This window comes from Streptomyces sp. CNQ085 (genome assembly GCF_022614595.1).
Classification (GTDB): domain Bacteria; phylum Actinomycetota; class Actinomycetes; order Streptomycetales; family Streptomycetaceae; genus Streptomyces.
The window spans coordinates 1-23,107 of sequence record NZ_JAJFAU010000076.1 but is presented as its reverse complement, the minus strand read 5'-3'; the positions used below and the strand labels follow the sequence as shown (position 1 = coordinate 23,107).

Here is a 23,107-nt window from a genome sequence, read left to right as displayed (position 1 = left end):
GGCTGGCGCCAGCCGAAGCTCTGGGCCGCGACCCGGCCGCGGGCGCCCTCCGCGCCGAGCACGGCCGCGGCCAGCAGGCCGAGGCCGTGGACGAGGGTGGCGGGTCCGGCCCAGCCGGAGTCGCCGGTGAGCGCGGCGAAGAGCAGGCCGGTCAGGGCGGTGGTCCAGGCGGCCAGGATCGCGGTGCGCCGCTCGGAGCGCAGCAGCGCGGCGAGGGCGGCGAGCACCACCCCGGCGAAGAGCATCCCGCCCACCGTCCCGGGCCCGCCGGGGTCGAGGGTCAGCAGGCCGGTGGCGGTGGCGCTGCCCTCGCCGTACGGCAGTCCCGCCTCGCGCAGGAAGGCCGAGGGGTCGGTGAGCAGTCCCACCGACCATGGCGCCAGGAGCGCCATCGGCACCGCCAGCAGCACGGCGGCGCGGACCGCGTACGCCCCGGTGTGGGCGCGCTGCCGCACCCGCAGGGCCACCACGGCCAGCGTGAGCACGGCGGCGACCGGCCAGACGACGGGAGTGAAGGCGGTGGTGAGGGTGAGCAGCAGCGCCAGGGCCCACACGGGGCGCCAGCCGGGCCGGCCGTCCCCGGTCTGCCGCAGCCCCGAGGCCGCCACGGCGGCCCGGGCCATCAGCGGCAGGACGATCGCGAGCACGGCGGTGCCGAGCCGGCCGCCGGCCAGGGCGCCGGTGACGGCGGGCAGGAAGGCGTAGGCGACCGCGCCCCAGGCGCGCAGCAGCCGGGAACCGACCAGCGGCCGGGAGGCGAAGTAGGCGGTGAGCCCGGCCAGCGGCACCGAACAGACCAGCAGCAGGGTGAGGGTGAACCCGGTGCTGCCGAGGAAGACGGTGGCGAGGGTGGCGAGGATCGCCAGGTACGGCGGTGCGGACTCTGCGACGCCGATGCCGACCGGCTGCCAGACCTCCAGGTGGCGCGACCACAGGTCGGCGGCGGAGCCGGGCGCGGGCAGCAGTGCGCCGCCCGCCAGCGCCCCGCCCGCCAGCAGGTCGCGGCAGGCGGCCAGGGAGGCGAGGAGGAGCACGGCGAAGAGCACGGGCCCCGGCTTGCGGGCGATCCGCTTCAGCCGGGCGAACTGCTCGACCTCCAGGAAGTCGGCGTCGTCGTCGCCGGGCCCGGTCTCGACGGCGCCGTGCCGCGCGCCGGAGGGGGCGTCGGGATCGGAGCGCCGGGCGAGGCTGCCCGCCGCCTGCTCGGCGGTGGCGCGTACGGTCGCGCCCGGGGGCGGGAAGAGGGGGCGCAGCTCCGAGTGCGCGACCGCGGGTCTGCCGCGTCTGCGCCGGGCGGCGAGGATGCGCTCGGGGCGCAGGAGGGTGCCCATGAGCCCCCTGAACTCGTCGAGCGCCTGCCCGGGCACCTTGCCGACCAGGTAGGCGAGCATTCTCAGCAGGGTGCCGACGGCCAGCCGCAGCAGGACCCAGGGCAGCTTCTTCCCCGGGGTGTTGACGAGCAGCGTGTAGACCGCGCCCGCCTTGTCCACGCGGTGCGGATCGGCGACCGAGCGCCCGGCGCAGTCGATGGGCCGTCTCTCCCGGGAGGACGCCTCGGCGTGCCGGACGACGGCGTCGGGCGCGACGAGCACCCGGTACCCGGCGGCCTGGGCCCGCCAGCACAGGTCCACGTCGTCGCGCATCAGCGGCAGGTATCGGTCGAAGCCGCCGAGCCGCTCGAAGATGTCGCGCCGTATGAGCATGCCGGCGGTGGAGACGGACAGCACCTGCCGTACCTGGTCGTACTGGCCCTGGTCCTGCTCCCGGCGGTCCAGGCCGGTCCAGCGGCGGCCGCTGTCGGCGATGGAGACGCCGACCTCCAGCAACTGCCGGCGGTTGTACCAGCTGCGCAGCTTGGGGCCGACGACGGCGGCCGTCTCGTCGGCGTTGGCGACGCGGAGCAGTTCGGCGAGGGCGTCCGGCGCGGGCGCGCAGTCGTCGTGCAGCAGCCACAGCCACTGGACGGGTTCGCCGTGGGGCAGTTCGGGCATGTCGTAGGCGTCGTCGCGCCAGGTCCGGGTGACCGGGTCCCAGTCGCTGGGCCGCTTCAGGTAGGGCAGGTCGTCGGGGCCGAGGACGGGCGCGGTGCGGGCCGCCTCGCCGACCGCCGCGCCGAAACCGGTGCGGCGGGCGAGGTGCAGTACGCGGTCGGGGCCGATCGCCTCGGCGACCAGGCGCGCGGAGTCGTCGGCGCTGCCGGTGTCGGCGGCGATCACGTCCTGCACCGGCCGCTCCTGGCCGGTGATCCCGGCCAGGACGTCGGGCAGCCAGCGCTCGCCGTCGTGGGAGACGAGCACGGCGGTGACGACGTGCTTGGGGAACTCCGGCGGCCCGCCGGGGTCGGCCTCGGGCCGTGGGGAGGCGAACGCTGCTGTGGCCGCCTCGTACTGGGCCGCCGGGTGGCTGTGCACGGACATCGGGGTAGGGGCCCTCCGGCCGGGGTCCGGGGGTCGCCCCCCGGAAGGCTGCTGCGTCGGACTGCTGGAAGTGTGCTGGACGCGGGTGCCGTGCTCTCGGCGGCCGCGTCGTGGACGGCTCCCCACACTAATGGCTGGACGCGCCCCGGCGTCCGGGGTCCCGGATACCGGTCGTCCGCACAGCGATCCGCCCCCGCGCGGTGCGCGGGGGCGGATCGGGTGCTCTGTGGTCCGTGCGGTGTCCTGCCGCCGTTTCGTCCACCGGTCCTTCTGCCGCTTCTGCCACTTCTGCCGCTTCGTCAGGCGGCCGCACGGCCGGGATGTCGTGCGGACGGTCGCCGGGAGGGCGGGGACGGGCGGTGCCGGTCCGTCAGACGGCCGCCTTCTTCAGGCGGCGGCGCTCACGTTCCGACAGGCCGCCCCAGATGCCGAAGCGCTCGTCGTTGGCAAGGGCGTACTCGAGGCACTCGGAGCGGACCTCGCAGGCGAGGCAGACCTTCTTGGCCTCTCTGGTGGAACCGCCCTTCTCCGGGAAGAAGGACTCGGGGTCGGTCTGGGCGCACAACGCGCGCTCCTGCCAGCCGAGCTCCTCGTCCGACTCCTCGACCAGCAGTTGTTCGAACAGCTCGGTCATGCGCGCCCCTCGTCTGTCTTTACTTCCCCGTGATGCTGTCGTTATCGATCCCAGCCGAACGACACGAGTGAAATTACAAGTGCGTACATCCACGCGAGTCAAGCCGAGATCTGCTATTGGGCCGGTTATTCACTCTGCGGAACCAAACACTTGCATTAAGTGTTTAAATCATTCCAAACCATGACAGGTGGATCGGACATCTCGCCCAACCGAGCCTTCCATCCGGAAGGACACACCCGAATACGGCCGCGTCGCCCTCCACACTTCCGGAGCGATCCCGATCACACTCTGATCACAGATCCGCAACGGCGTTCGTGTGTGCGGACGTTGCGCCACTTGTCCGTTCCCGGCGCGCATAAACCTTTCGCCGGCCCTGGTGACCGGAACTGGTGAAACACGCCTGTCGAACGAGCCGTCCGGACTGACAGCCGGTTGACAGCGAGACGAAGTACCCGTTCTCCTTGGTCTCATGCCAGCGACCCGCTCGTTCAGCCCGGCCCGCCACCGCGGGGCCCTTCGCGCTGCCCGGGTCCGCTGTCGCTGTTGCCGTGGCTGAGGTCCTGGGCCGAGGTTCTGAGGTCCTCCGGATTCCGCCCCTCCCCTGTTCCGACCGCGCCCCAGAGGAACCCTCCACCGTGAACAGCGATGTCGAGATCGCCGGCGACCCGCTCGCTGTCCCCCACCTCCTGCCGCCCGTTCCCGCGCACCCCTCCACCGTCGCCGGTTTCGCCGGCCTGGCCCGTACGATCGCCGCCGACCGCGCCTCATGGGCCCCGCTCGTCCGGTACGACGCCGCCACCCGCTGGTACCACCGGCTGCGCACCGGTCCCGGCTACGAGGTCTGGCTGCTGAGCTGGGTGCCGGGCCAGGGCAGCGGACCGCACGGCGACGGCCCCTCCTCCGGGGTCCTCACCGTCCTGGACGGCGAGCTGACCGAGCGGACCGCGTGCGGGGAGCGCGCGCTGGGCGCCGGCGCGCAGCGGGTGTTCGCGCCCGGCTACGTCCACGAGGTCGTCAACGACGCCCTCGAGCCCGCCGTCAGCCTGCACGTGTACTTCCCCGGCCTCACCGAGATGCCGATGCACTCCCCGCACGCCCTCTCGTGTGCCCCGGCGGAGCGGGGCGCGGAAGCGTCCCGCAGCCCGCTGCCGGGCTGACGCCCCGTCCCGGCGGGGCGGCTCCGGGCTGAGAGACTGTCGGCATGCAGCGCATTGTGGTTCTGGCCGGGGGCATCGGTGGTGCCCGCTTCCTGCGTGGACTGAAGGAGGCCGCACCCGACGCCGAGATCACGGTCGTCGGCAACACCGGCGACGACATCCACCTCTTCGGTCTCAAGGTCTGCCCGGACCTCGACACGGTGATGTACACCCTGGGGGGCGGCATCCACGAGGAACAGGGCTGGGGCCGCGCGGACGAGACCTTCGCCGTGAAGGAGGAGCTGGCGGCGTACGGCGTCGGGCCCGACTGGTTCGGGCTGGGTGACCGCGACTTCGCCACCCACATCGTCCGCACCCAGATGACCGGCGCCGGTTATCCGCTCAGCGCCGTCACCGAGGCGCTGTGCGCGCGCTGGCGTCCGGGGGTGAGGCTGCTGCCGATGACGGACGACCGGGTCGAGACCCATGTGGTGATCGAGGCCGAGGACGGCGGCCGCAAGGCCGTCCACTTCCAGGAGTACTGGGTGCGGCTGCGGGCGTCGGTGCCCGCGCAGGCGGTGATCCCGGTGGGCGCCGAGCAGGCCAGGCCGGCCCCGGGCGTGCTGGAGGCCCTCTCGGAGGCGGACGTGGTCCTCTTCCCGCCGTCCAATCCCGTGGTCAGCATCGGCACCATCCTGGCCGTGCCCGGCATCCGCGAGGCGATCGCCGACGCCGGGGTGCCGGTGGTGGGCCTGTCCCCCGTCATCGGAGGCGCCCCGGTGCGCGGGATGGCCGACAGGATGCTGGCCGCCATCGGTGTGGAGACCACGGCCGCGGCGGTGGCCGAGCACTACGGGTCCGGGCTGCTGGACGGCTGGCTGGTGGACACCGCGGACTCCGGCGCCGTGGCCGGAGTCGAGGCGGCGGGCATCCGCTGCCGGGCCGTTCCGCTGCTGATGACGGACGTCGGGGCCACCGCCCGGATGGCGCGCGAGGCGCTCGGTCTCGCCGAGGAGGTGCGGGTGTGACCGGCGCGGACGCGCTCCCGGCGTACCGGGTGTGGGCGCTGCCCGGGATGCCCGAGGTGCGGCCCGGCGACGACCTGGTGAAGCTGATCGCGGACGCGGCCACCGCCCCGGGCCTGCCCGGCCTGGCCGACGGCGACGTGCTGGTGGTGACGTCGAAGATCGTCAGCAAGGCCGAGGGGCGGGTCGTCGAGGCCGCCGACCGGGAGACCGCGATCGACGCCGAGACCGTGCGGGTGGTCGCCCGGCGCGGGCCCGCGCGGATCGTCGAGAGCCGGCACGGCTTCGTGATGGCGGCTGCCGGGGTGGACGCCTCCAACACCCCCGCCGGGACGGTGCTGCTGCTGCCCGAGGACCCGGACGCCTCCGCGCGCCGGATCCGCGAGGGTCTGCGGGACCTGCTGGGCGTGACGGTCGGGATCGTGGTCACCGACACCTTCGGACGGCCGTGGCGCGTGGGCCAGACCGATGTGGCGATCGGCGCCGCCGGTGTCCGGGTCCTCGAGGACCTGCGCGGCGGCACCGACATGTACGGCAACCCGCTGGGTGTGACGGTCACGGCCGTCGGCGACGAACTGGCCGGGGCCGGGGAGCTGGTGAAGGGCAAGGCCGACGGGCTGCCGGTCGCGGTGGTGCGAGGCCTGCCGCAGCACGTGTTGTGGGACTCCCCCGGAGAGGGGAGCGGGGAGACCGGGGCGCGGGCACTGGTCCGCGCGGCGGCCGACGACATGTTCCGCCTGGGCGTGTCCGAGGCCGTACGCGAGGCGGTGACGCTGCGGCGCACCGTGCGGGAGTTCACCGGCGAGCCGGTGGACGGCGCGGCGGTGCGGCGGGCGGTGACCGCGGCGGTGACGGCCCCGGCGCCGCACCACACGACGCCGTGGCGCTTCGTCCTGCTGGAGTCGGCCGCCTCGCGCACCCGGCTGCTGGACGCCATGCGGGAGGCGTGGACCGCCGATCTGCGCGCCGACGGGAGGAGCGAGGAGAGCATCGCGAAGCGGATCCGGCGCGGAGAGGTGCTGCGGAACGCGCCGTACCTGGTGGTGCCCTGCCTGGTGACCGAGGGTGCGCACGACTACCCGGACGCGCGGCGCTCGGCCGCCGAGCGGGAGATGTTCGTGGTCGCGGCCGGGGCCGGGGTGCAGAACCTGCTGGTCGCCCTGGCGGGCGAGGGACTGGGGTCGGCGTGGGTGTCGTCCACCATGTTCTGCCGCGGCGTGGTGCGCGAGGCGCTGGAACTGCCCGGCGACTGGGACCCGATGGGCGCGGTGGCCGTGGGCCGGGCCGCCGTCCCGCCGAGGGCGCGCCCGCCGCGGCCGGCGGAGGACTTCACCGTCGTCCGGTGACGCGCGGTTCCGAACGGGGGCGAGGGCACGGCCGGGGGCACGGGGCGGAAGCGGTCACAGGCGTGCGATGTCTCCGCGCGGGAAGCGCGGCGCACGGCGGGGCGGGGTGCGGCCGGTGGCCAGGATCAGCCGTGTGACACGGTGGCGCTGGCCCGTGTAGGGGGCGAGCAGTTCCAGCATCCGCGCGTCGTCACCGCCGCGTGCGCCGGTGAGGGCGTGGACCACGATCCCCGGCAGGTGCAGGTCGCCGACCGTCACCGCGTCCGCCGCCCCGCTGACGCGCTGGAGGGTCTCGGCCGCCGTCCACGGGCCGATGCCGGGGATCGCCGTCAGACGGGTCACCGCCGCGACCAGGTCCATGCGCGCGGCCTCCTCCATGCGCCGGGCGCGCGCTACCGCGCGCAGGATCGCCGAGGAGCGCTTGTTGTCCACCCCGGCCCGGTGCCACTCCCAGGAGGGGATCAGCGCCCAGGTGCGCGGCCCGGGCATCACGTACATGTGCTCCGGCAGCCGGCCGGCCGGGCCCGGCGCGGGCTCGCCGTAGCGGCGCAGCAGCAGCCGCCAGGCGCGGTACGCCTCGGCCGTGGTGACCTTCTGCTCCAGGACCGAGGGGATCAGCGACTCCAGCACCAGCCCGGTGCGCACCAGCCGCAGTCCGGGGTGGCGGCGGTGCGCCTCGGCCACGAGCCGGTGGCGGGGGACGAGGGCCGACGGGTCGTCGTCCGCGCCGAGCAGCGCCGGAAGGCGGTCGAGGATCCACTCGGCGCCCGGCCCCCACGCCTCGGCCGCCACCTCGCCCGCGCCCGCGTCCGGTGCGACGCACAGCGTGGCCGGGCCCAGGGGGGTGCGGGTGGCCCGCCAGACCGCGCCACCGGCCGCCCGGTAGGCGGGGTCGTACGGGCCTCGTTGGAGCACCCGCAGGTTGCGGCGCAGATCGTGGGGCCCGAACGGCTGCGGCGGAGCCCAGCGGCGCACGGCGGGGGCGGAGTCGGGTTCGGTCACGGTTCGGCGTTCCGGGTCAGCGGTCGGAGGAGAAGCGGACCGAGCCCGCCTCCAGCCGGGCGCCGCACCAGATCCGGATGCCGTCGCGCAGCTCGTTGTCCTCGCCGACGACCGCGCCGTCCCCGATGACCGCGCCCTCCAACACCGTACGCGCCCCTATGCGCGCCCCCGCACCGACGAGCGAGTCGCACACGACGGCACCCGGCCCGACGACCGCGCCGTCCAGCACCATGCTGCCGTGCACCCGGGCCCCCTCCGCGATCACCGCACCCGCGCCGGCCACCGTACCGCCGGTCAGCTTGGCGCCGGGGGCCACCTCCGCGCCGTCCAGTACCAGCCGCTCACCGCGGCGGCCGGGCACGGCCGGGGAGGGGGCGTGACCGAGGACCAGGTCGGCCGAGCCGCGGACGAACGCCTGCGGCGTGCCCAGGTCGAGCCAGTAGGTGGAGTCGACCATGCCCTGCAGGTGGGCGCCTTCGGCGAGCAGCCCGGGGAAGGTCTCGCGCTCGACGGAGACCGGACGTCCGGCGGGGATGACGTCGATCACGGACCGGCCGAAGACGTACGCGCCCGCGTTGATCTGGTCGGTGACGATCTCCTCGGGGGTCTGCGGCTTCTCCAGGAAGGCGGTGACCCTGCCGTCGGTGTCGGTGGGGACCAGGCCGAAGGCGCGCGGGTCCGCGACCTTCGTCAGATGGAGGGAGACGTCGGCGCCGGAGGAGGTGTGGGTCTCCACCAGGGCGCGGATGTCGAGGCCGGTGAGGATGTCGCCGTTGAAGACCAGCACCGGATCGCCGGGGCCGCAGTGGAGCCGGGAGGCGACGTTGCGGATGGCCCCGCCGGTGCCCAGCGGTTCCTCCTCGGTGACGTACTCCAGATGGAGTCCCAGGTCCGAGCCGTCGCCGAAGTACGGCTCGAAGACCTCGGCGAGGTAGGAGGTGGCGAGCACGACGTGCTCGACACCGGCCGCGCGGGCACGGGCCAACTGGTGGGTGAGGAAGGGGACTCCCGCCGCCGGGACCATGGGTTTGGGGGTGTGGACCGTCAGCGGCCGCAGCCGGGTTCCCCTGCCCCCGACGAGGAGGATCGCTTCTGTCACCGGTTCTTCTCTGCTTCCTGCTGGGGACCGTGCCTGGTGGCCGGGTCAGTGTAGGCGGCCCGGTCGGCACGGTCGGCACGGTCCCCGGCGCGGCGGCGCGGTCCCGGCACTACCTGCCCTGCAGCCGTGCCGCGGTGGCCCGGATGGTGCCCAGTCTGGAGTAGAGCCGGTCGCCCGGGCAGCCGGTGACGTAGCCGTCCCGGTGTCCGGAGACGGTACGGAGCCCGACCATCGTGCCCTTGGGGTACTTGCCGCCGCCGGACGTCATGGCGGCGGTGCCACGCGGGTCGACGCCGTGCAGGCCCAGTTTCCAGGCGACAAGCTTGGAGACGGCGTTCACCGCGGCCGTTGAGGGGTTGGTGCTGTTGTACGAACCGAGGACGGCGATGCCGGTGCTGTCGTGGTTGAAGCCGTAGGTGTGGGCGCCCATCACCGGGTTGGCCACACCGCCGGCGCGGCCCTCGTAGATCCTCCCGCACTTGTCGACGAAGAAGTTGTAGCCGACATCCCGCCAGCCGTTGCTCTGGACGTGGTAGCGGTAGATGCCCCGGATGATGGCGGCGGACTGGCCGCACGCGTAGTCGTTGCTCATCGCCGTGTGGTGGACGAAGGCCACCTTGACCGTCCTGGTGTAGAGGAACGCTCCGCGCAGCCGCTCGTCGGCTCCCCATCCCTTGCGGGTGACGATGCCGGGCCGGGGGCCGATGGGGGCTTCGGCCCCGGCCTCCGACTGCCCGCTCCGTTCGGCCTGTTCTGTCTGCTCGCCCTGGTCTGCTTGCCCGGTCCGGCCGGGGGCTCGCACCGCGAGCAGGTCCTCACCGGTCTCCCGCCGGTCCAGGGCCGGAATCTCCAGGGCTCCGGCCGGAGCGAGCGCGGAGTTCGCCTCACCCGCGGGATCTTCCCCACCGGCCCCGGCGGGAGGGTCGTCGCCGGGGTGGACCAGGTCCAGGCGCAGTCCCTCCGGCAGCCGGTGCGCCCCGGAAGCGCCCTCCTCCGGCAGGACCCGGGCCTGTACGCCGTTGGAGTCACCGACCCACAGCGGTGCCGTGGCTCCGCGCACCTCGTCCCCGCGGGACTCGGCCGAGTCCGGGTCGGGCCGGTCGGCGTGGGTCTCCAGGTCCTGCCAGGACGACCATTCGCCGGTGGCGGTGGACTTGGTGCGCACCTGGATCCGGCCGTGCGGTTCCTCCTCCGGGTCGTCCCAGACCACGCCGAGCAGCGAGAAGGGTTCGACCTCGCGGGCCGGGAGGCCGAGGGACACCGAGTCGGAGGAGCCGGGCGGGGTGGTCGTGGGCGGCGGGGTGAGGGGGACGAGCGGCAGCGACTGGGTGCTGCCGGGCAGCCGGGGGGCCGCCACGGACTCGGAAGCGGGCGCGGGGGCCGCGGAGGCGCTGCCCGCCAGGCCGCCGGGCACGGTCAGCGGCAGCACCGCGGCCGCCGCGCACGCGACGCCGATCGATGACGCAATGAATGCACGCATAAATCCGATATTGGACACGGGGGGTATGGCTGTCTAACGGGGAGCTGACAACCGGTCGCCCTGAGTCGCACTCACCGGGCACCGCGGGCACCCCTGTTCCAGCACCTCCGGGCGGTGGCCCGCGTACCCTGGCGCCGATGAACACCACCGATCGCACCCCTGCCGACCTGCTGCGATCCGCGCTCGCCGCGGACGCCGCCCGCCCGCTGGTGACCTTCTACGACGACGCCACCGGCGAGCGCGTCGAACTCTCCGCCGCCACCCTCGCCAATTGGGTGGCGAAGACCGCCAACCTCCTGCAGGGCGAGCTGTCCGCCGAGCCCGGTGACCGGCTCGCGCTACTGCTGCCCGCCCACTGGCAGACCGCGGTCTGGCTGCTGGCCTGCTCCTCCACCGGAGTCGTCGCCGAACTGCCCGACGGCGCCGCGGGCACGGCCGGAACGGACTCGGCCTCCTCCCTCGCCGCGTCCGCCGACCTCGTCGTCAGCGGCCCGGACACCCTGGAGGCGGCCCGCGCCTGTACCGGTGAGCGCATCGCGCTCAGCCTGCGCCCCCTGGGCGGCCGCTTCCCCCGGCCACCCGAGGGCTTCACCGACTACGCCGTCGAGGTGCCGGGCCAGGGCGACCACTTCGCCCCCTTCATCCCCGTCGACCCGGACGCGCCCGCACTGGTCGTCGGCGGCGAGGAGCTGACCGGGGCGCAGGTCGTCGAACGCGCCCGCGCCGACGCCGGGGCGCGCGGACTCGGCCCCGGCTCACGCCTGCTGTCGGGACTGCCGTACGGCACCTGGGAGGGGCTGTCCGCAGGCCTGTTCGCCCCGCTGGCCGCCGGAGGCTCGGTCGTGCTCTGCCGCCACCCGGACCGCCTGGACGCAACGAAACTGGAGGAGCGCGGGCGGAGCGAGCGCATCACCCACACGGCCGGCTGACCCACCGCCGGGCGGTCCCGGCACCCGCCCCACAACCGAACACATCCCCGCCGTCTCCGGTCACGCGGAGGTTTTCTCCCGCCTCCGGTACAACCACCGGCCCCTCCCGTGTGTCTGTACAGAAGAACGGCGACCGCACGGCTGTGCGCACAATCGCCGCCGACCGCTGAGGGATGAACACTTACGTGACCGAACCCGAGGACGCGCAGCAGAACGGCCTCCCCCACTCATCGCCCCGGCCACGCCGCCGGTGGCTGCGCCGGGCCGCGCTGGGCGCGTCGCTCGCCGTACTCGCGGCGGGCGGCGCGGCCTGGTTCCTCTACGACAGACTCGACGGCAACATCCGCACCGACACGGAGGCCGTCGAGCAGTTGCGGCGCTTCGACCGGGATCGCCCCGCCGCGGTCGTGCACGAGGCGAAGAACATCCTGCTCATCGGCTCCGACGACCGCAGCGGCGACAACGGCAGGTACGGGCGGGACAACGGCACCCAGCGCTCCGACACCACGATCCTGCTCCACCTGTCCGCCGACCGCTCCAGCGCCACCGGGGTGTCCGTGCCGCGTGACCTGATGGTGGACATACCCGAGTGCCCCGGGCCTGACGGCACGTCCTCCGGACCGCTGTTCGCGCAGTTCAACTGGGCCTACGAGATGGGCGGGGCGGCCTGCACGATCCGCACCGTGGAGAACCTGACCGGGATCCGCGTGGACCACCACCTGGTCGTGGACTTCGCCGGCTTCGAGAAGCTGGTGGACGCGGTCGGCGGCGTCGAGGTGTGCCTGGCCGAGCCCGTGGACGACCCCGAGGCGCACCTCGTCCTGGATGCCGGGCCCCAGCGGCTCGACGGCGAGCAGGCCCTCGGCTACGTACGCGCCCGCAAGGGCATCGGCGACGGCAGCGACACCCAGCGGATGGAGCGACAGCAGGAGTTCCTGGCCACCATGCTGAGTCAGGTGCGCGACGACGGGCTCCTGACCGATCCGGCCGAGCTCTACCGGGTGCTGGACGCGGTGACGTCGTCGCTCACGGCCGATCCCGGGCTGGACTCCCTGCCCGAGCTGTACGACCTGATCAGCGGCGTCCGTGGCATACCCGAGGATCAGGTGCGGTTCATGACCGCGCCCCGGCAGCCGTACACCTACAACCCCAACCGCGACGAGCTGGTGCAGCCGGACGCGGACCTGCTGTTCGAGGCGCTGCGCGAGGACCGGCCGGCGCCGGAGGAAGGGCGGCACCCCTCCGGTTCCCCCTCCGCCGGCCCGTCCGGCGAGCCGTCCGCCGGGGCCGGGGTCCCCGCGTCGGACACCGGGGGCCGGGTGCCGGGGCCGAGCGGTTCGCCTTCCGGCTCGCCGTCTGCCGGGGAGTCCGCGGACGGCACGGCGGGGAGCCTGTGCGGATGAGCGCGGATGCCTCGGAACGCGAGAGAAACAGCACAGAGCATCGCCCATGGGATTGGAATGGAATGTCCGCTTGGGGAAGAAAGTAACCTGCCTGCAGGGGTGCTTGACACCGGGTGGCGGCAGATAGTGTGAGCAATCCGGTGCGCTCGCCCCCATGAACGCTGCGCACCGCTGGAGACCGACCGAGCGCCTTGATGCCTGACCGGGAAGGCGCTGCGTGGCACGACGGAGGACTCAGGCGACCGTGGACGCGCAAGACCGTGGGCGGGCGGGTGACATCGATCCCGCGGACCAGTGGGTGTTCGATCCGGAGACGGGCGACTACAAGCTGCGACCGCCGACCCCCGCTGCGCGACCGTCCCCCTCGCCCCGGTCGGCCCCGCCTGCCGACGAGGGCGCACCCCGCGTCGTACGCCGGCAGGCCCCGCCGCACGGCGAGGTGCCCCGGCAGCGCAGGCGGCGCCCGGAGGACGGCGGCACGCCGGAGGACGGCGCGAAGGACGGCGCGGCGGACACCGGGAAACCGGCCGGACGGGCCGCGGCTCGCAAGGCGGCCGGCGGCAGGGCGGCCTCCCGGCGCAAGGCCAGGCCGGAGAAGTCCACGAAGAAGAAGGTACTGCTGTGGACGGGCGGTGTGACGGCCTTCCTGTTCACCGGCACCGCCGTCGCCGCCTATCTCGCCTACGAGCACTTCAACGGCAACATCGACACCGTCGATGTCGGTGACGCCGCCGAGGGCGGCTTCGGCAGCGACGGTCCGCTCAACATCCTGCTGATCGGCACCGACAAACGCACCGGCGAGGGCAACGAGGGCTACGGCGACAACGACAGTCCCGGCCATGCCGACACCACGTTCCTCTTCCACGTCTCCGCGGACCGCTCCAACGCGACCGTGATGAGCATCCCCCGGGACCTGAAGACCGACATCCCCGACTGTCCGACCAAACAGGAGGACGGCAGCACCGAGGTCATCCCGGGTGAGCGGGACGTCCGGTTCAACATCAGCCTCGGCCAGGCGGGCCGGGATCCGGGCTGCACCATGCGTACCGTCAAGGAGCTCACCGGGCTGGACGTCCACCACTTCATGATGGCGGACTTCAACGCCGTCAAGACCCTGACCACCGCGGTCGGCGGCGTCCCGGTCTGCCTGGAGAAACCGGTAGACGACCCCAAGTCCCACCTCGAACTCCCCGCCGGCGAGAGCGTCGTCGAGGGCGAGCAGGCCCTGGCCTTCGTCCGCACCCGCGGCAGCTTCGGGAACAGCGGCGACCTGGACCGCATCAAGGTCCAGCAGCAGTTCCTGAGTTCGATGATCCGCCAGTTCAAGTCGAACGACACCCTCACCGACCCGGGCAAGCTGTGGGACCTGGCGGAGGCGGCCACCAACGCGCTCACCGTCGACACCGGCATAGGCACCATCAAGAAGCTGAGCGACCTGGGCAGGGAGCTCAGCGGCATCGAGACCAAGAACATCTCCTTCCTGACGGTTCCGGTCAAGGACAACCCCGCGGAGAAGATCAGGGCCACGGTCGTCCTCGAGCAGCCCAAGGCCGCCCAGGTCTTCGCGATGCTGCGTGAGGACGTCTCCTTCACCGAGGTGGAGAAGAAGGAGAAGGCCGCCAAGGACGAGGCGAAGAAGAAGCAGGAGGCACTGCTCGAGGGCGAGCGGGCCGCGGCCTCCGACGTACGCGTGGAGGTACTCAACGGCGGGGAGATCGCCGGGGCCGCGCAGACGACGCTCACCTGGCTGCAGAACACCCAGAGCGTGCTGAAGTCCAGCAACGGCGGCAACGCGCCCGAGCAACTCGACAGGACGACCCTGGAGTACGGGCCCGACCAGGCCGACCAGGCCCGCAAGCTCGCCGACATCATGGGCCTGCCCGCCTCGGCCCTGAAGCCCGGCTCCGTGGACGCCGGGCCGATGGAACCGATGGTCCTGACGCTCGGCGCCGACTTCAAGGGGGCCGGCGTCCCCATCGCCGCCCCGGCGAAGGCTCCGGAGGACCTCGGGAAGGTGGAGGCCGACAAGCAGATATGCGCCAAGTGACTCCCGTACGCCGCTTCCGCACACGGGCCGGATCGCAGGGAGAGGGCCCGTTGGTGCAGCGCACCACAGGGGGGAGAGGCGCACACGAACGCACCCCCCGGCCGGAGGACTTCGGCTGGAACGACAGCATGTACGACGGGCCGGGCGCATCCGGCGGGCCGGAGAGGTCCGTGAGCTCCAGGGAGAACCGGGAGGACGGGACCGGCGGCCCGGAGCGGCGGGCGGGCCGCGGCGGGCGGGTGCTGCGCTGGACGGCGCTCTCCCTCTCCATGCTGATACTCGGCACCGCGGGCGCCGGCTACCTCTACTACGAGCACCTCAACGGCAATCTCACCAAGAAGCCCCTCACCCTCGGCGACAACCAGCTCAAGCACCGGCAGAACGCGGAAGGCCACACCCCCCTCAACATCCTGCTGCTGGGTTCCGACAGCCGTAACTCCGAGCGGAACCTCGAACTCGGCGGTTCCCGGGACGACGTGGGGCGCGAGCCGCTGGCCGACGTCCAGATGCTGCTGCACCTCTCGGCCGACCGCGACAGCATCTCGGTGCTCAGCGTCCCCCGGGACACCAAGGTGACCATCCCCGAGTGCGCCGACCCCGAGGACGACACGGTCCACCCGCAGAGCACCGGAAAGATCAACTCCAGTCTCCAGTACGGCGGGCCGGGCTGCACGGTCGCCACCTGGATGGAGCTGACCGGCATACCCGTCGACCACTTCATGATGATCGACTTCGCGGGTGTGGTGGACATGGCCGACGCGGTGGGCGGCGTCCCGGTCTGCGTGGACGCCAACGTCCACGACAGCAGGTCCGGTCTGCGCCTGGAGAAGGGCGAGACCACCGTCCGCGGCGAGCAGGCCCTGCAGTGGCTGCGCACCCGGCACGGTTTCGGGGACGGCACGGACATCGGCCGGACGCGGGCCCAGCACATGTACATGAACTCGATGGTGCGCCGGCTCAAGGCGGGCACCAAGCTCACCGACCCGGGCAAGCTCAGGTCGCTCGCCGAGGCCGCGACCGAGGCGCTCACCGTCGACGACGGCATCGAGGGCGTCAAGGACCTCTACGACCTGGGCAACGAGCTCAAGCAGGTCCCCACCGAGCGGATCACCATGGTCACCATGCCGTGGGAGTACTCCGACGGCGGCAGCTACGTGGTGCCCAAGCCCGGTGACGCCGAGAAGGTCTTCTCCCTCATCCGGGACGACATCGCCCTCGACGGCAAGGACGAGCCCAAGAAGGAGGAGAAGACCTCCGCCCCCGCCGCTCCGGCCGGCGAGATCCCGGTGCGGGTCCGCAACGGCACCCGCACCGTGACCCTCGGTCCCGTCAACGGCCGCGCCGGCACCATCACCGAGGAGCTGCGGCGGCTCGGCTTCGACCGGGCCGCGACCGATCCGGAGGAGGCCCCCCAGGCCGACACCACCGTGTCGTACCCGAGCGAGGACCTGCACGGTGACGCCCTGGCCGTGGCCAAGGCCCTGGGTCTGCCCGAGCGGTCCGCACGCCAGTCCGCCGGAGTCGAGCAGGTCACCCTGGTGATTGGCGCCGACTGGCGGGAGGGGAACGCCTACCCCGGGCGGCCCCGGTCCGGGGAGGACGACGAGCGCGGGGCCCCCGAGAGCGCGGACGCGCTCAACGGCGACGAGGAGAAGTGCATGAACGTCAACCCCGCCCACACCTGGTGACCCGCTGGCCGGATGACCCGACGCCCCCGGCGGGGCGGGAGAACGGGAAGGGGCCGCGCCCCCGGGGAACGGGGACGCGGCCCGTGGTGCGTACGGCGGGCTCCGGTCAGCCGCCGGCCGCCACCGGCTCGCGGCGGCTGGCCCTCACCTTCTCCGCCAGCTTCCGGGGGCTCGTCAGAAATCCCCAGCCCCAGGACATGTGCATGGTGGCCAGCGCCAGCGGGACGCGCACCCGCGCCCCGAACGGCAGCCCCCTGCCCGCCGGGACCGATCCCGCGGTGATGGCCGCCAGGTAGCCGCCCGGGACGACCAGGGCCCACGGCGTGACCAGCGCGCCCGCCACCAGACCCGCCCCGATGGCCAGCACGGCCGCCGGCGGCGCCAGGTAGCGCAGGTTGATCGAACCGGAGTGGTAGCGGGCCACCACATGACGCCAGCGGCCGTAGTTGCGGTACTGCTCGGCCAGCGCGCGGACGCTGGGCCGGGGACGGTAGGAGACCAGCAGCTCGGGCGAGAACCAGATCAGTCCGCCGTCCTGGCGGATGCGGAAGTTCAGCTCCCAGTCCTGCGCCCGGATGAACTCCTCGTTGTAGCCGCCCTGGCGCTCCAGCACCTCACGGCGGAAGACGCCCAGGTAGACCGTCTCGGCCTCGCCCGCCCGGCCGCCGGTGTGGAAGGCCGCGTTGCCCACGCCGATCCTGGAGGTCATGGCGGCGGCCACGGCCTTCTCCCAGTCGTTCTCGCCCTCGGCGTGCATGATGCCGCCGACGTTGGCCGCGCCGGTCTCCCCCAGCAGCCGCACGGCGGTCGCGATGTAGTCGGGCGAGAGCATCCCGTGCCCGTCCACCCGCACCACGACCGGGTGGCGGGAGGCGGCGATGGCCGCGTTGAGACCAGCGGGGGTACGGCCGGTGGGGTTGGGCACGGTGCGCACCCGCGGGTCCTCGCGGGCCAGCTCGGCGGCGATGGAGTCGGTGCGGTCCTCGGAGGGGCCGAGCGCGATCACGACCTCCAGCTCGCCGGCGTAGTCCTGCTCCAGGATGTGCCGCACCGAGCTGCGCAGATGCCGCTCCTCGTTGAGCACCGGCATGATCACGGAGACCGCGGGAGGGGAGGTGGGTTCGACAGGAGAGCTCACCGGGTCACGGTACCGCGATCGGGTGATGCGCTCGCATGGCAGCCGGGTGGCCGCAGGCGGTGGGCGGCGTGGGATCGGTGGTCCGTAGATCGTATGGACCTATGTTGGCCGCTTCCTGGCCCCCACCGCCACGGAGGTGCTCCCCGATGCCCGCACGGTCCCGTCAGCGCGGTCGCCACGCCCGTCCCCGGCCGAAGCGGCGGGGTCCGTCCCGCTGGGGCTTCCGGGCGGCCACCGCCGTCTCGGTGATGGTGCTGATGGTCGGCGGCATCGGCCACGCACTGGTCTCCGAGCTGGACGGCCGGCTGAAGCGGGTGGACCCCTTCCACGGGCTCAGCCACCGTCCTCAGAGCGGGGACGGCCTCAACTTCCTGGTCGTCGGCACCGACAGACGCGACACCGTCACCGAGGAGGAGCGGCGGCGGTACTCCCTCGGCGGCACCCCCTGCAACTGCACCGACACGCTCATGCTGGTCCACCTGTCCGCCGACCGCGACCGGGCCAGCGTGGTGAGCATCCCCCGCGACTCCTACACCGAGTTCCCCTCGTACACCGACCCCGCCACCGGCGAACTCCGCACCGGCCGCACCGGGAAGATCAACACCGCCTACTCCCTCGGCGGCCCGCACCTGACCGTCCGCACCGTCGAGGAGATGACGGGAGTACGTGTCGACCACTACCTGGAGGTCGACTTCACCAGTTTCATGCGGACCGTCGACGCCCTGGGCGGCGTCCCGGTGTGCACCACCCGGCCGCTGGCCGACAGCCGCAGTGGCCTCGATCTGCCCGCCGGCACCACCCGGCTCGACGGCGGACAGGCACTGCGGTACGTCCGCGCCCGGCAGGTCGACGCCGAGGGCGACCTCGGCCGCATCAGGCGTCAGCAGCGCTTCCTGGCCGCCGTGATCCACGAGACGACCGGGAGCGGGGTGCTGGCGGACCCCGTCCGGCTGCGGCGGGTCGCCTCGGCGCTCCTGGGATCGATGCGCGCCGACCGGGACTTCGGCACCCACGAACTGCTGGCCCTGGGACGGGCGATGCGCGGCTTCACCGCGGCCTCCTCGGAGTTCGCCTCGGTGCCCCTGGACGACCCCGACCACAGCGTGCCCGGCGTCGGTTCCACCGTGGTCTGGGACGAGGACAGGGCCGGGAAGCTGTTCGCGGCGCTGCGCCAGGACCGGCCGCTGTCCCCGGCTGTCGCGGCGGGCGCGGGCCGCGGGGCGGAAAGCGGGACGGGGCGGGACGGCAAGAACCTCGACGAGGAGCCGGGCGCGGCGCCTCGGCGGCACGCGCCGCGTCCGTCCGTCCCCCTCCCGGTCCCGGTGGACCCGGGGAAGATCCGGGTGCGGATCGAGAACGGCACACCGGTCGCCGCCCTCGGCGCGCGCGTGGACCGCGAGTTGCGCGCCACCGGCTTCGACACCACCGGTACCCCGCGCGGCGCGGAGAAGCAGGACGTGCGGCGGACGGTCATCCGCCACGACCCCGAGTGGGAACGCTCGGCGCGCGCCCTGGCCACCGCGCTGCCCGGTGCGGAGCTGGAGGAGGTCGAGGGGCAGGGGCGGGTGATGGAGGTCGTGCTGGGCGCCGACCACCGCGAGGTGCTGCGGGTGCGCCACGCTCCCGAGTCCTCCGCGGGTCCGAAGCCAAGGGCGCGGGAGTCCGCGCCCCCGGAGGGCCGGGGCGCGGGCGGAAAGGCGGTCACGGGCGACGAGGCCGTATGCCCGTGACCCTGCTCCCGTGACCGCGACCACGGGCCGTACGGCTGTCAGTCCTCCGTCATGCCCTCGGCCGCCCGCCGGTCGCGCAGCTCCTTGATGGCGCGACGCCTGGCGAGCCGGTGCGTACGCCGGATCTGGGCCTCCTGACGGCGCCGCTCGTCGCGCTCGGTCTCGGGGACCACCTGCGGTACGGGCCGCGGCCGGCCGTTCTCGTCGACCGCGGTGAACACCAGGTAGGCGGAGGCGACCTGGGTCGCGGGCGTGGACTCGTTCCAGCGCTCGGCCAGCACCCGCACGCCGACCTCCATCGAGGACCGGCCGGTCCAGTTCACCTGGGCCTTCACATGCACCAGGTCGCCCACCCGGACCGGCTCCAGGAAGACCATCTCGTCCATCGACGCCGTGACCGCCGGGCCTCCGGAGTGCCGGCCGGCGACCGCGCCCGCCGCGTCGTCGACCAGTTTCATGATCACACCGCCGTGAACGGTGCCGAGGAGGTTGGTGTCGTTCCCCGTCATGATGTGGGACAGGGTGGTGCGGGACGCCGCTGTGGGCTTGCCCGGCAGTTCGTGCTGGGTGGCCTGGGCCTGAGTGGTCATGCTTCCACCCTAAGCCGCCCGTACCGGCGGAACCGTGTGCCCCGGTGTGATACCGCACGCCCCCGCACCCCTCCCCTGCCCCGCCCGCCCCCGCAATGCATCAGCTCTGCAACAGCCGCGCTTCCGTTCCGCCCTCCTGTCTATGGCGCGCCCGGTCAGGGGGGGGCACACTGCCTCCCATGACTGACTGGCCCAACGGCGGCGGCGTCGGCCCGCGCCCGGTTCCCAATCGCACCGTACCGACGACCGGACCCGGCAACGATCCCGGCGGCGGCTACGGTTACGGCGGACAGGCGGGTTACGACTCCGGCTACAACACGGGCCAGGTCTACGCCGGTTCCGGTTACGCGGGCGGCGGCCCGGCCGGGCCCTCCGTACCCGGACCCCGCGGACCCGGGTACGGCGACGCGAGACCCGCGCCGGACTGGGGCCGCCGGCTCAAGACGGGACTCGTCACACTGCTCGTCGTACTGCTGGTGTGGTCGGTCGGCACCTACTTCTGGGCCGACTCCAAGCTGCGCCGGGAGGTCGACCTGAGCACGGTCATGGACCGGCCCGAGAAGGGCGAGGGCACCACCTACCTCATAGTCGGCTCCGACAGCCGCGAAGGGCTGTCGGACGAGGAGCGCAAGGAGCTGCGCACCGGTTCGGCGGAGGGCAAGCGCACCGACTCCATGATCATCCTGCATGTGGGCCCCGAGGGGAACACGATGGTCTCCCTGCCGCGCGACTCCTGGGTCACCATCCCGGAGTTCAAGGGCTCCGAGAGCGGCAAGACCTTCCCCTCACCCGGCGCGCGCAAGCTCAACGCCGCCTATGCCATGGACGGCGCCACCCTGCTGGTCCGCACCGTCGAGTACAACACCGGTCTGCGCATAGACCACTACGCGGAGATCGGCTTCGGCGGCTTCGCCTCCATCGTGGACGCCCTCGGCGGCGTGGAGATGGACATCCCGCGCGACATCAAGGACAAGAACTCCGGCGCCGACTTCAAGAAGGGCCGCCAGACCCTCGACGGGGCCCAGGCCCTGGCCTTCGTCCGCAACCGCTACGAGGCCGGCAGCGACCTGGAGCGCACCAAGAACCAGCAGAAGTTCCTCTCCGCCCTGGCGAACCAGGCCGCCACCCCCTCCACGGTCATAAACCCCTTCAGGCTCTACCCGACGCTGGGCGCGGGCCTGGACACCCTGATCGTGGACGAGGACATGGGCCTGTTCGACCTCGCCTCGATGTTCTGGGCCATGAAGGGCGTCTCGGGCGGCGAGGGCACCTCGATGAACATGCCGATAGCGGGCTCCGCGCCGCAGGGCTCGCTCAAGTGGGACATGGCCAGGGTCAAGCAGCTCGTCGAGCAGATGAAGAACGGCGAGAAGGTCACGGTCAAGGCCGACTGAACCCGCCCGCGCGGGGAAGACGCCACCATGCCCATGTGAACGTGTGGGCTCCCGGACCGGACGGTCCGGGAGCCCACACACATGACTGCCCTCTTGACGGATCCGAAGCGGAGAGTGAGGGCCGTTCAGCGAGCCGTGATATCCCCGATGTGGGAACTGGCTGATAGGTGCGGCTGGAGCAAGGCGAAGACTTCGCACATCGAGGCCGTGAAGACCACCCCCTCCGATGCCGATATCAGGGCTTGGTGCGCTGCTTGTAATGCCGAGGAGCAGACAGCGGACCTCATCGCCTCTTCCCGTTCCGCCAACTCGATGTACGTCGAGTGGCGACGAATCCAGCGCACGGGCCTGCGTGGGCTCCAACAGACCAACGTCCCACTGCACGAGCGAACGAAATTGTTCCGCATGTACTGTTCCCGGGTCATGCCCGGGCTTTGATCAGCAGGGCAATCGACTCGTACGGGTAATCACCCTGCAACAGGGTGCAACAGCATGGACCGGTGACTCCCGCGCTCCGTAGCGTCGTTGGCACGACAAGCCATGTCGTTCCATGACCGGCGGAAAGTGAGGCAGAGATGGGAAAGAAGGGCGGGAACCACTCCGGCAGGCCCGACACGTCCGACAGTGACGGCCATCGCGACAAGCCACCGCAGCAGACGAAGCCGTACGAGCCCCCGGCACCGAGGAAGTGAGCGCCGGTGACAACACGGCAGCGGCTCGTCCGCACCCTTGAGAACAAGGGCGCGTTGCCGCCCGAGTGGTGGGATGCGGTGTCCTCGGTGGACCGGGCCATGTTCATCCCCGAGGTGATCGAGGGCGCTGACCTCACCAAGGACCCCGAGGGGTGGCTGCTGCGGGCCGTCTACGCGGACACCCCTGTCGTGACTCAGGTCAACGACGGCAAGCCCACCGCCGATGACGCGTTCAGGCTCTCCACGTCGTCATCCTCCATGCCGTCGATCATGCTCGAAATGCTCGGCCTGCTCGATGCACGGGAAGGGCATCGGGTACTGGAGATCGACACCGGCACCGCTTACAACACCGCTTCGTCAGTCTCTTCGTCACCGATGCGTGGTACCGGTGGTGTGAGGCTGACGACGACAGCGGGGAGGCCACCTTGTGGTTCCTCGCCGACGACGGGAAGTCATGGGCAACCGTGGAATACGTGCCCGGCCAGGAAACGTACGAGGTGGAGCAGTGCGGTCCCCGCTCGCTGTGGAGCGAGGTGCGGGAGGCTTTCCACCGCTGGTACGCATTGGGCAGGCCGCAGCGGTCCCGCTTCGGTCTGGCGGTCGACGGACGCGGACAGCGAGTATGGCTGGACGACACGCGCAACACCGTCTTTCGGGGATAGCCCCTGGACGGAGGGAAGTCCTCGCTCCCGCGGGGGCTTCCTCATCAGGTCCGGAGTACGGCCGGGGTCAGCGTCCGCACGCGGTCGTGGAGTTCGCGGGCGTGCCGGTTGCGGAGGTGGGGGCGGATCAGGGTGACCATGGTGCGGATGCGGGCGTCCACTCGTCCGCTCTGGACGTGTGGATACTCGTCCAGGGCCTCGTGCCAGGTCGCGGAGGCTTCTTCGAGGTGTCCGAGCCGCATCTGCCGTTCGGCGGCGATCGCCAGGTTCCGCACCCGGCTTCTGCGCTGCGTCGGTTGCCGGAGCCTGTTGGACTCCGCTTTGGCCTTGACCGCCCCGCTGATGTCTCCGAGTTCGTACCGCACCTGGCTCGTGTGATCCGCGAGCGCGGCGGGATCGTACCGGCCTGAGAGCCCGGCGGGTGACTCGGCCTTCTCCATCGCCGTCTCCGCGTCGCGCAGGTGGGCCAGGGCGGTGCGGCGGTCGCCGGTCTGAGCGGCGGCATGGGCCTGCTGTCCGGCGAGGAAGGCGCGCATGCGCGGTCCGGCCTGGGGCAAGGCGGCGGCTGCGGCGTCGGCCAGGCGCAGGGCCTGCGGCCCGTGGCCGAGGTCGGCGGCCTGGACGCTCATGCCGCGCAGGGTGGTGCGGTAGGTGAGGTGGTCCTCGGCCGCGCCGGCCAGTTCCAGGGCCTTGAG

General features: G+C 72.6%; 18 protein-coding genes and 2 pseudogenes. 12 read left to right on the top strand and 8 right to left on the bottom strand.

Features of this window, described 5'->3' with window-relative positions; translation table 11 throughout:
• A partial coding sequence (locus tag LJ221_RS14345) for a glycosyltransferase family 2 protein (protein WP_241716999.1) occupies window positions 1-2,417 on the bottom strand: 2,417 nt, incomplete at its 3' end.
• Window positions 2,418-2,787: 370 nt separating this feature from the next.
• Complete coding sequence (locus LJ221_RS14340; protein WP_241716997.1) at window positions 2,788-3,051, bottom strand: WhiB family transcriptional regulator; 264 nt, start codon at window positions 3,049-3,051, stop codon at window positions 2,788-2,790.
• Window positions 3,052-3,686: 635 nt separating this feature from the next.
• On the opposite strand from LJ221_RS14340, the gene LJ221_RS14335 reads away from it, so the two are divergent.
• The 3 genes from LJ221_RS14335 to LJ221_RS14325 are packed head-to-tail and all read left to right on the top strand — an operon-like array spanning window position 3,687 to window position 6,558.
• The gene (locus LJ221_RS14335) at window positions 3,687-4,208 is read left to right on the top strand and encodes a cysteine dioxygenase family protein (protein WP_241716995.1); all 522 of its coding nucleotides are present in this window, start codon (window positions 3,687-3,689) and stop codon (window positions 4,206-4,208) included.
• Between the two features lie 44 nt (window positions 4,209-4,252).
• Window positions 4,253-5,215, top strand: a complete 963-nt coding sequence (gene cofD, locus LJ221_RS14330; RefSeq protein WP_241716993.1) for a 2-phospho-L-lactate transferase — start codon at window positions 4,253-4,255, stop codon at window positions 5,213-5,215.
• Complete coding sequence (locus LJ221_RS14325; RefSeq protein ID WP_308314784.1) at window positions 5,212-6,558, top strand: coenzyme F420-0:L-glutamate ligase; 1,347 nt, start codon at window positions 5,212-5,214, stop codon at window positions 6,556-6,558. The genes cofD and LJ221_RS14325 overlap by 4 nt, the downstream gene beginning before the upstream one ends.
• Before the next feature lie 54 nt (window positions 6,559-6,612).
• On the opposite strand, the gene LJ221_RS14320 is transcribed toward LJ221_RS14325, so the two are convergent.
• The 3 genes from LJ221_RS14320 to LJ221_RS14310 all read right to left on the bottom strand — a co-directional run bounded on the left by LJ221_RS14320 (window position 6,613) and on the right by LJ221_RS14310 (window position 10,139).
• Window positions 6,613-7,560 carry a DNA-3-methyladenine glycosylase gene (locus LJ221_RS14320; RefSeq protein ID WP_241716991.1) on the bottom strand — a complete coding sequence of 316 codons (948 nt, stop codon included), beginning with the start codon at window positions 7,558-7,560 and terminating at the stop codon, window positions 6,613-6,615.
• 16 nt (window positions 7,561-7,576) lie between these two features.
• Entirely contained in the window at window positions 7,577-8,659 is a 1,083-nt protein-coding gene (locus LJ221_RS14315; protein ID WP_241716988.1) for an NDP-sugar synthase, read from the bottom strand.
• A gap of 109 nt (window positions 8,660-8,768) precedes the next feature.
• Window positions 8,769-10,139 (bottom strand): N-acetylmuramoyl-L-alanine amidase, encoded by a 1,371-nt coding sequence (locus LJ221_RS14310; RefSeq protein WP_241716986.1) that lies wholly within the window; start codon window positions 10,137-10,139, stop codon window positions 8,769-8,771.
• 137 nt (window positions 10,140-10,276) lie between these two features.
• On the opposite strand from LJ221_RS14310, the gene LJ221_RS14305 reads away from it, so the two are divergent.
• The 4 genes from LJ221_RS14305 to LJ221_RS14290 all read left to right on the top strand — a co-directional run bounded on the left by LJ221_RS14305 (window position 10,277) and on the right by LJ221_RS14290 (window position 16,206).
• On the top strand, window positions 10,277-11,068 hold the full coding sequence (locus tag LJ221_RS14305; RefSeq protein WP_241716985.1) for a TIGR03089 family protein: 792 nt from the start codon (window positions 10,277-10,279) through the stop codon (window positions 11,066-11,068).
• Between the two features lie 173 nt (window positions 11,069-11,241).
• Window positions 11,242-12,471, top strand: a complete 1,230-nt coding sequence (locus LJ221_RS14300) for an LCP family protein (protein ID WP_241716983.1) — start codon at window positions 11,242-11,244, stop codon at window positions 12,469-12,471.
• A 244-nt stretch (window positions 12,472-12,715) separates the two neighbouring features.
• On the top strand, window positions 12,716-14,518 hold the full coding sequence (locus LJ221_RS14295; RefSeq protein ID WP_241716981.1) for an LCP family protein: 1,803 nt from the start codon (window positions 12,716-12,718) through the stop codon (window positions 14,516-14,518).
• A 170-nt stretch (window positions 14,519-14,688) separates the two neighbouring features.
• Window positions 14,689-16,206 (top strand): LCP family protein, encoded by a 1,518-nt coding sequence (locus tag LJ221_RS14290; protein WP_374228450.1) that lies wholly within the window; start codon window positions 14,689-14,691, stop codon window positions 16,204-16,206.
• Between the two features lie 106 nt (window positions 16,207-16,312).
• Here LJ221_RS14290 and LJ221_RS14285 read toward each other — a convergent pair whose 3' ends face one another.
• Window positions 16,313-17,344 carry a glycosyltransferase family 2 protein gene (locus LJ221_RS14285; protein WP_308314783.1) on the bottom strand — a complete coding sequence of 344 codons (1,032 nt, stop codon included), beginning with the start codon at window positions 17,342-17,344 and terminating at the stop codon, window positions 16,313-16,315.
• Window positions 17,345-17,490: 146 nt separating this feature from the next.
• Here LJ221_RS14285 and LJ221_RS14280 point away from each other — a divergent pair, with 146 nt between their 5' ends.
• Entirely contained in the window at window positions 17,491-19,074 is a 1,584-nt protein-coding gene (locus LJ221_RS14280) for an LCP family protein (RefSeq protein ID WP_241716979.1), read from the top strand.
• A gap of 38 nt (window positions 19,075-19,112) precedes the next feature.
• Here LJ221_RS14280 and LJ221_RS14275 read toward each other — a convergent pair whose 3' ends face one another.
• Window positions 19,113-19,664 carry an acyl-CoA thioesterase gene (locus LJ221_RS14275; RefSeq protein WP_241716977.1) on the bottom strand — a complete coding sequence of 184 codons (552 nt, stop codon included), beginning with the start codon at window positions 19,662-19,664 and terminating at the stop codon, window positions 19,113-19,115.
• 179 nt (window positions 19,665-19,843) lie between these two features.
• Here LJ221_RS14275 and LJ221_RS14270 point away from each other — a divergent pair, with 179 nt between their 5' ends.
• The 4 genes and pseudogenes from LJ221_RS14270 to LJ221_RS23730 all read left to right on the top strand — a co-directional run bounded on the left by LJ221_RS14270 (window position 19,844) and on the right by LJ221_RS23730 (window position 22,412).
• On the top strand, window positions 19,844-21,058 hold the full coding sequence (locus LJ221_RS14270) for an LCP family protein (protein ID WP_241716975.1): 1,215 nt from the start codon (window positions 19,844-19,846) through the stop codon (window positions 21,056-21,058).
• An 81-nt stretch (window positions 21,059-21,139) separates the two neighbouring features.
• Window positions 21,140-21,496 (top strand): helix-turn-helix transcriptional regulator, encoded by a 357-nt coding sequence (locus LJ221_RS14265; protein WP_308314782.1) that lies wholly within the window; start codon window positions 21,140-21,142, stop codon window positions 21,494-21,496.
• A gap of 260 nt (window positions 21,497-21,756) precedes the next feature.
• Window positions 21,757-22,044, top strand: a pseudogene (locus tag LJ221_RS23735) (protein-L-isoaspartate(D-aspartate) O-methyltransferase); the annotation flags it as partial.
• Window positions 22,045-22,223: 179 nt separating this feature from the next.
• Window positions 22,224-22,412, top strand: a complete 189-nt coding sequence (locus LJ221_RS23730; RefSeq protein WP_241717007.1) for a hypothetical protein — start codon at window positions 22,224-22,226, stop codon at window positions 22,410-22,412.
• 44 nt (window positions 22,413-22,456) lie between these two features.
• Here the strand turns inward: LJ221_RS23730 and LJ221_RS14250 are convergent.
• A pseudogene (locus tag LJ221_RS14250) lies at window positions 22,457-23,107 on the bottom strand (hypothetical protein); the annotation flags it as partial.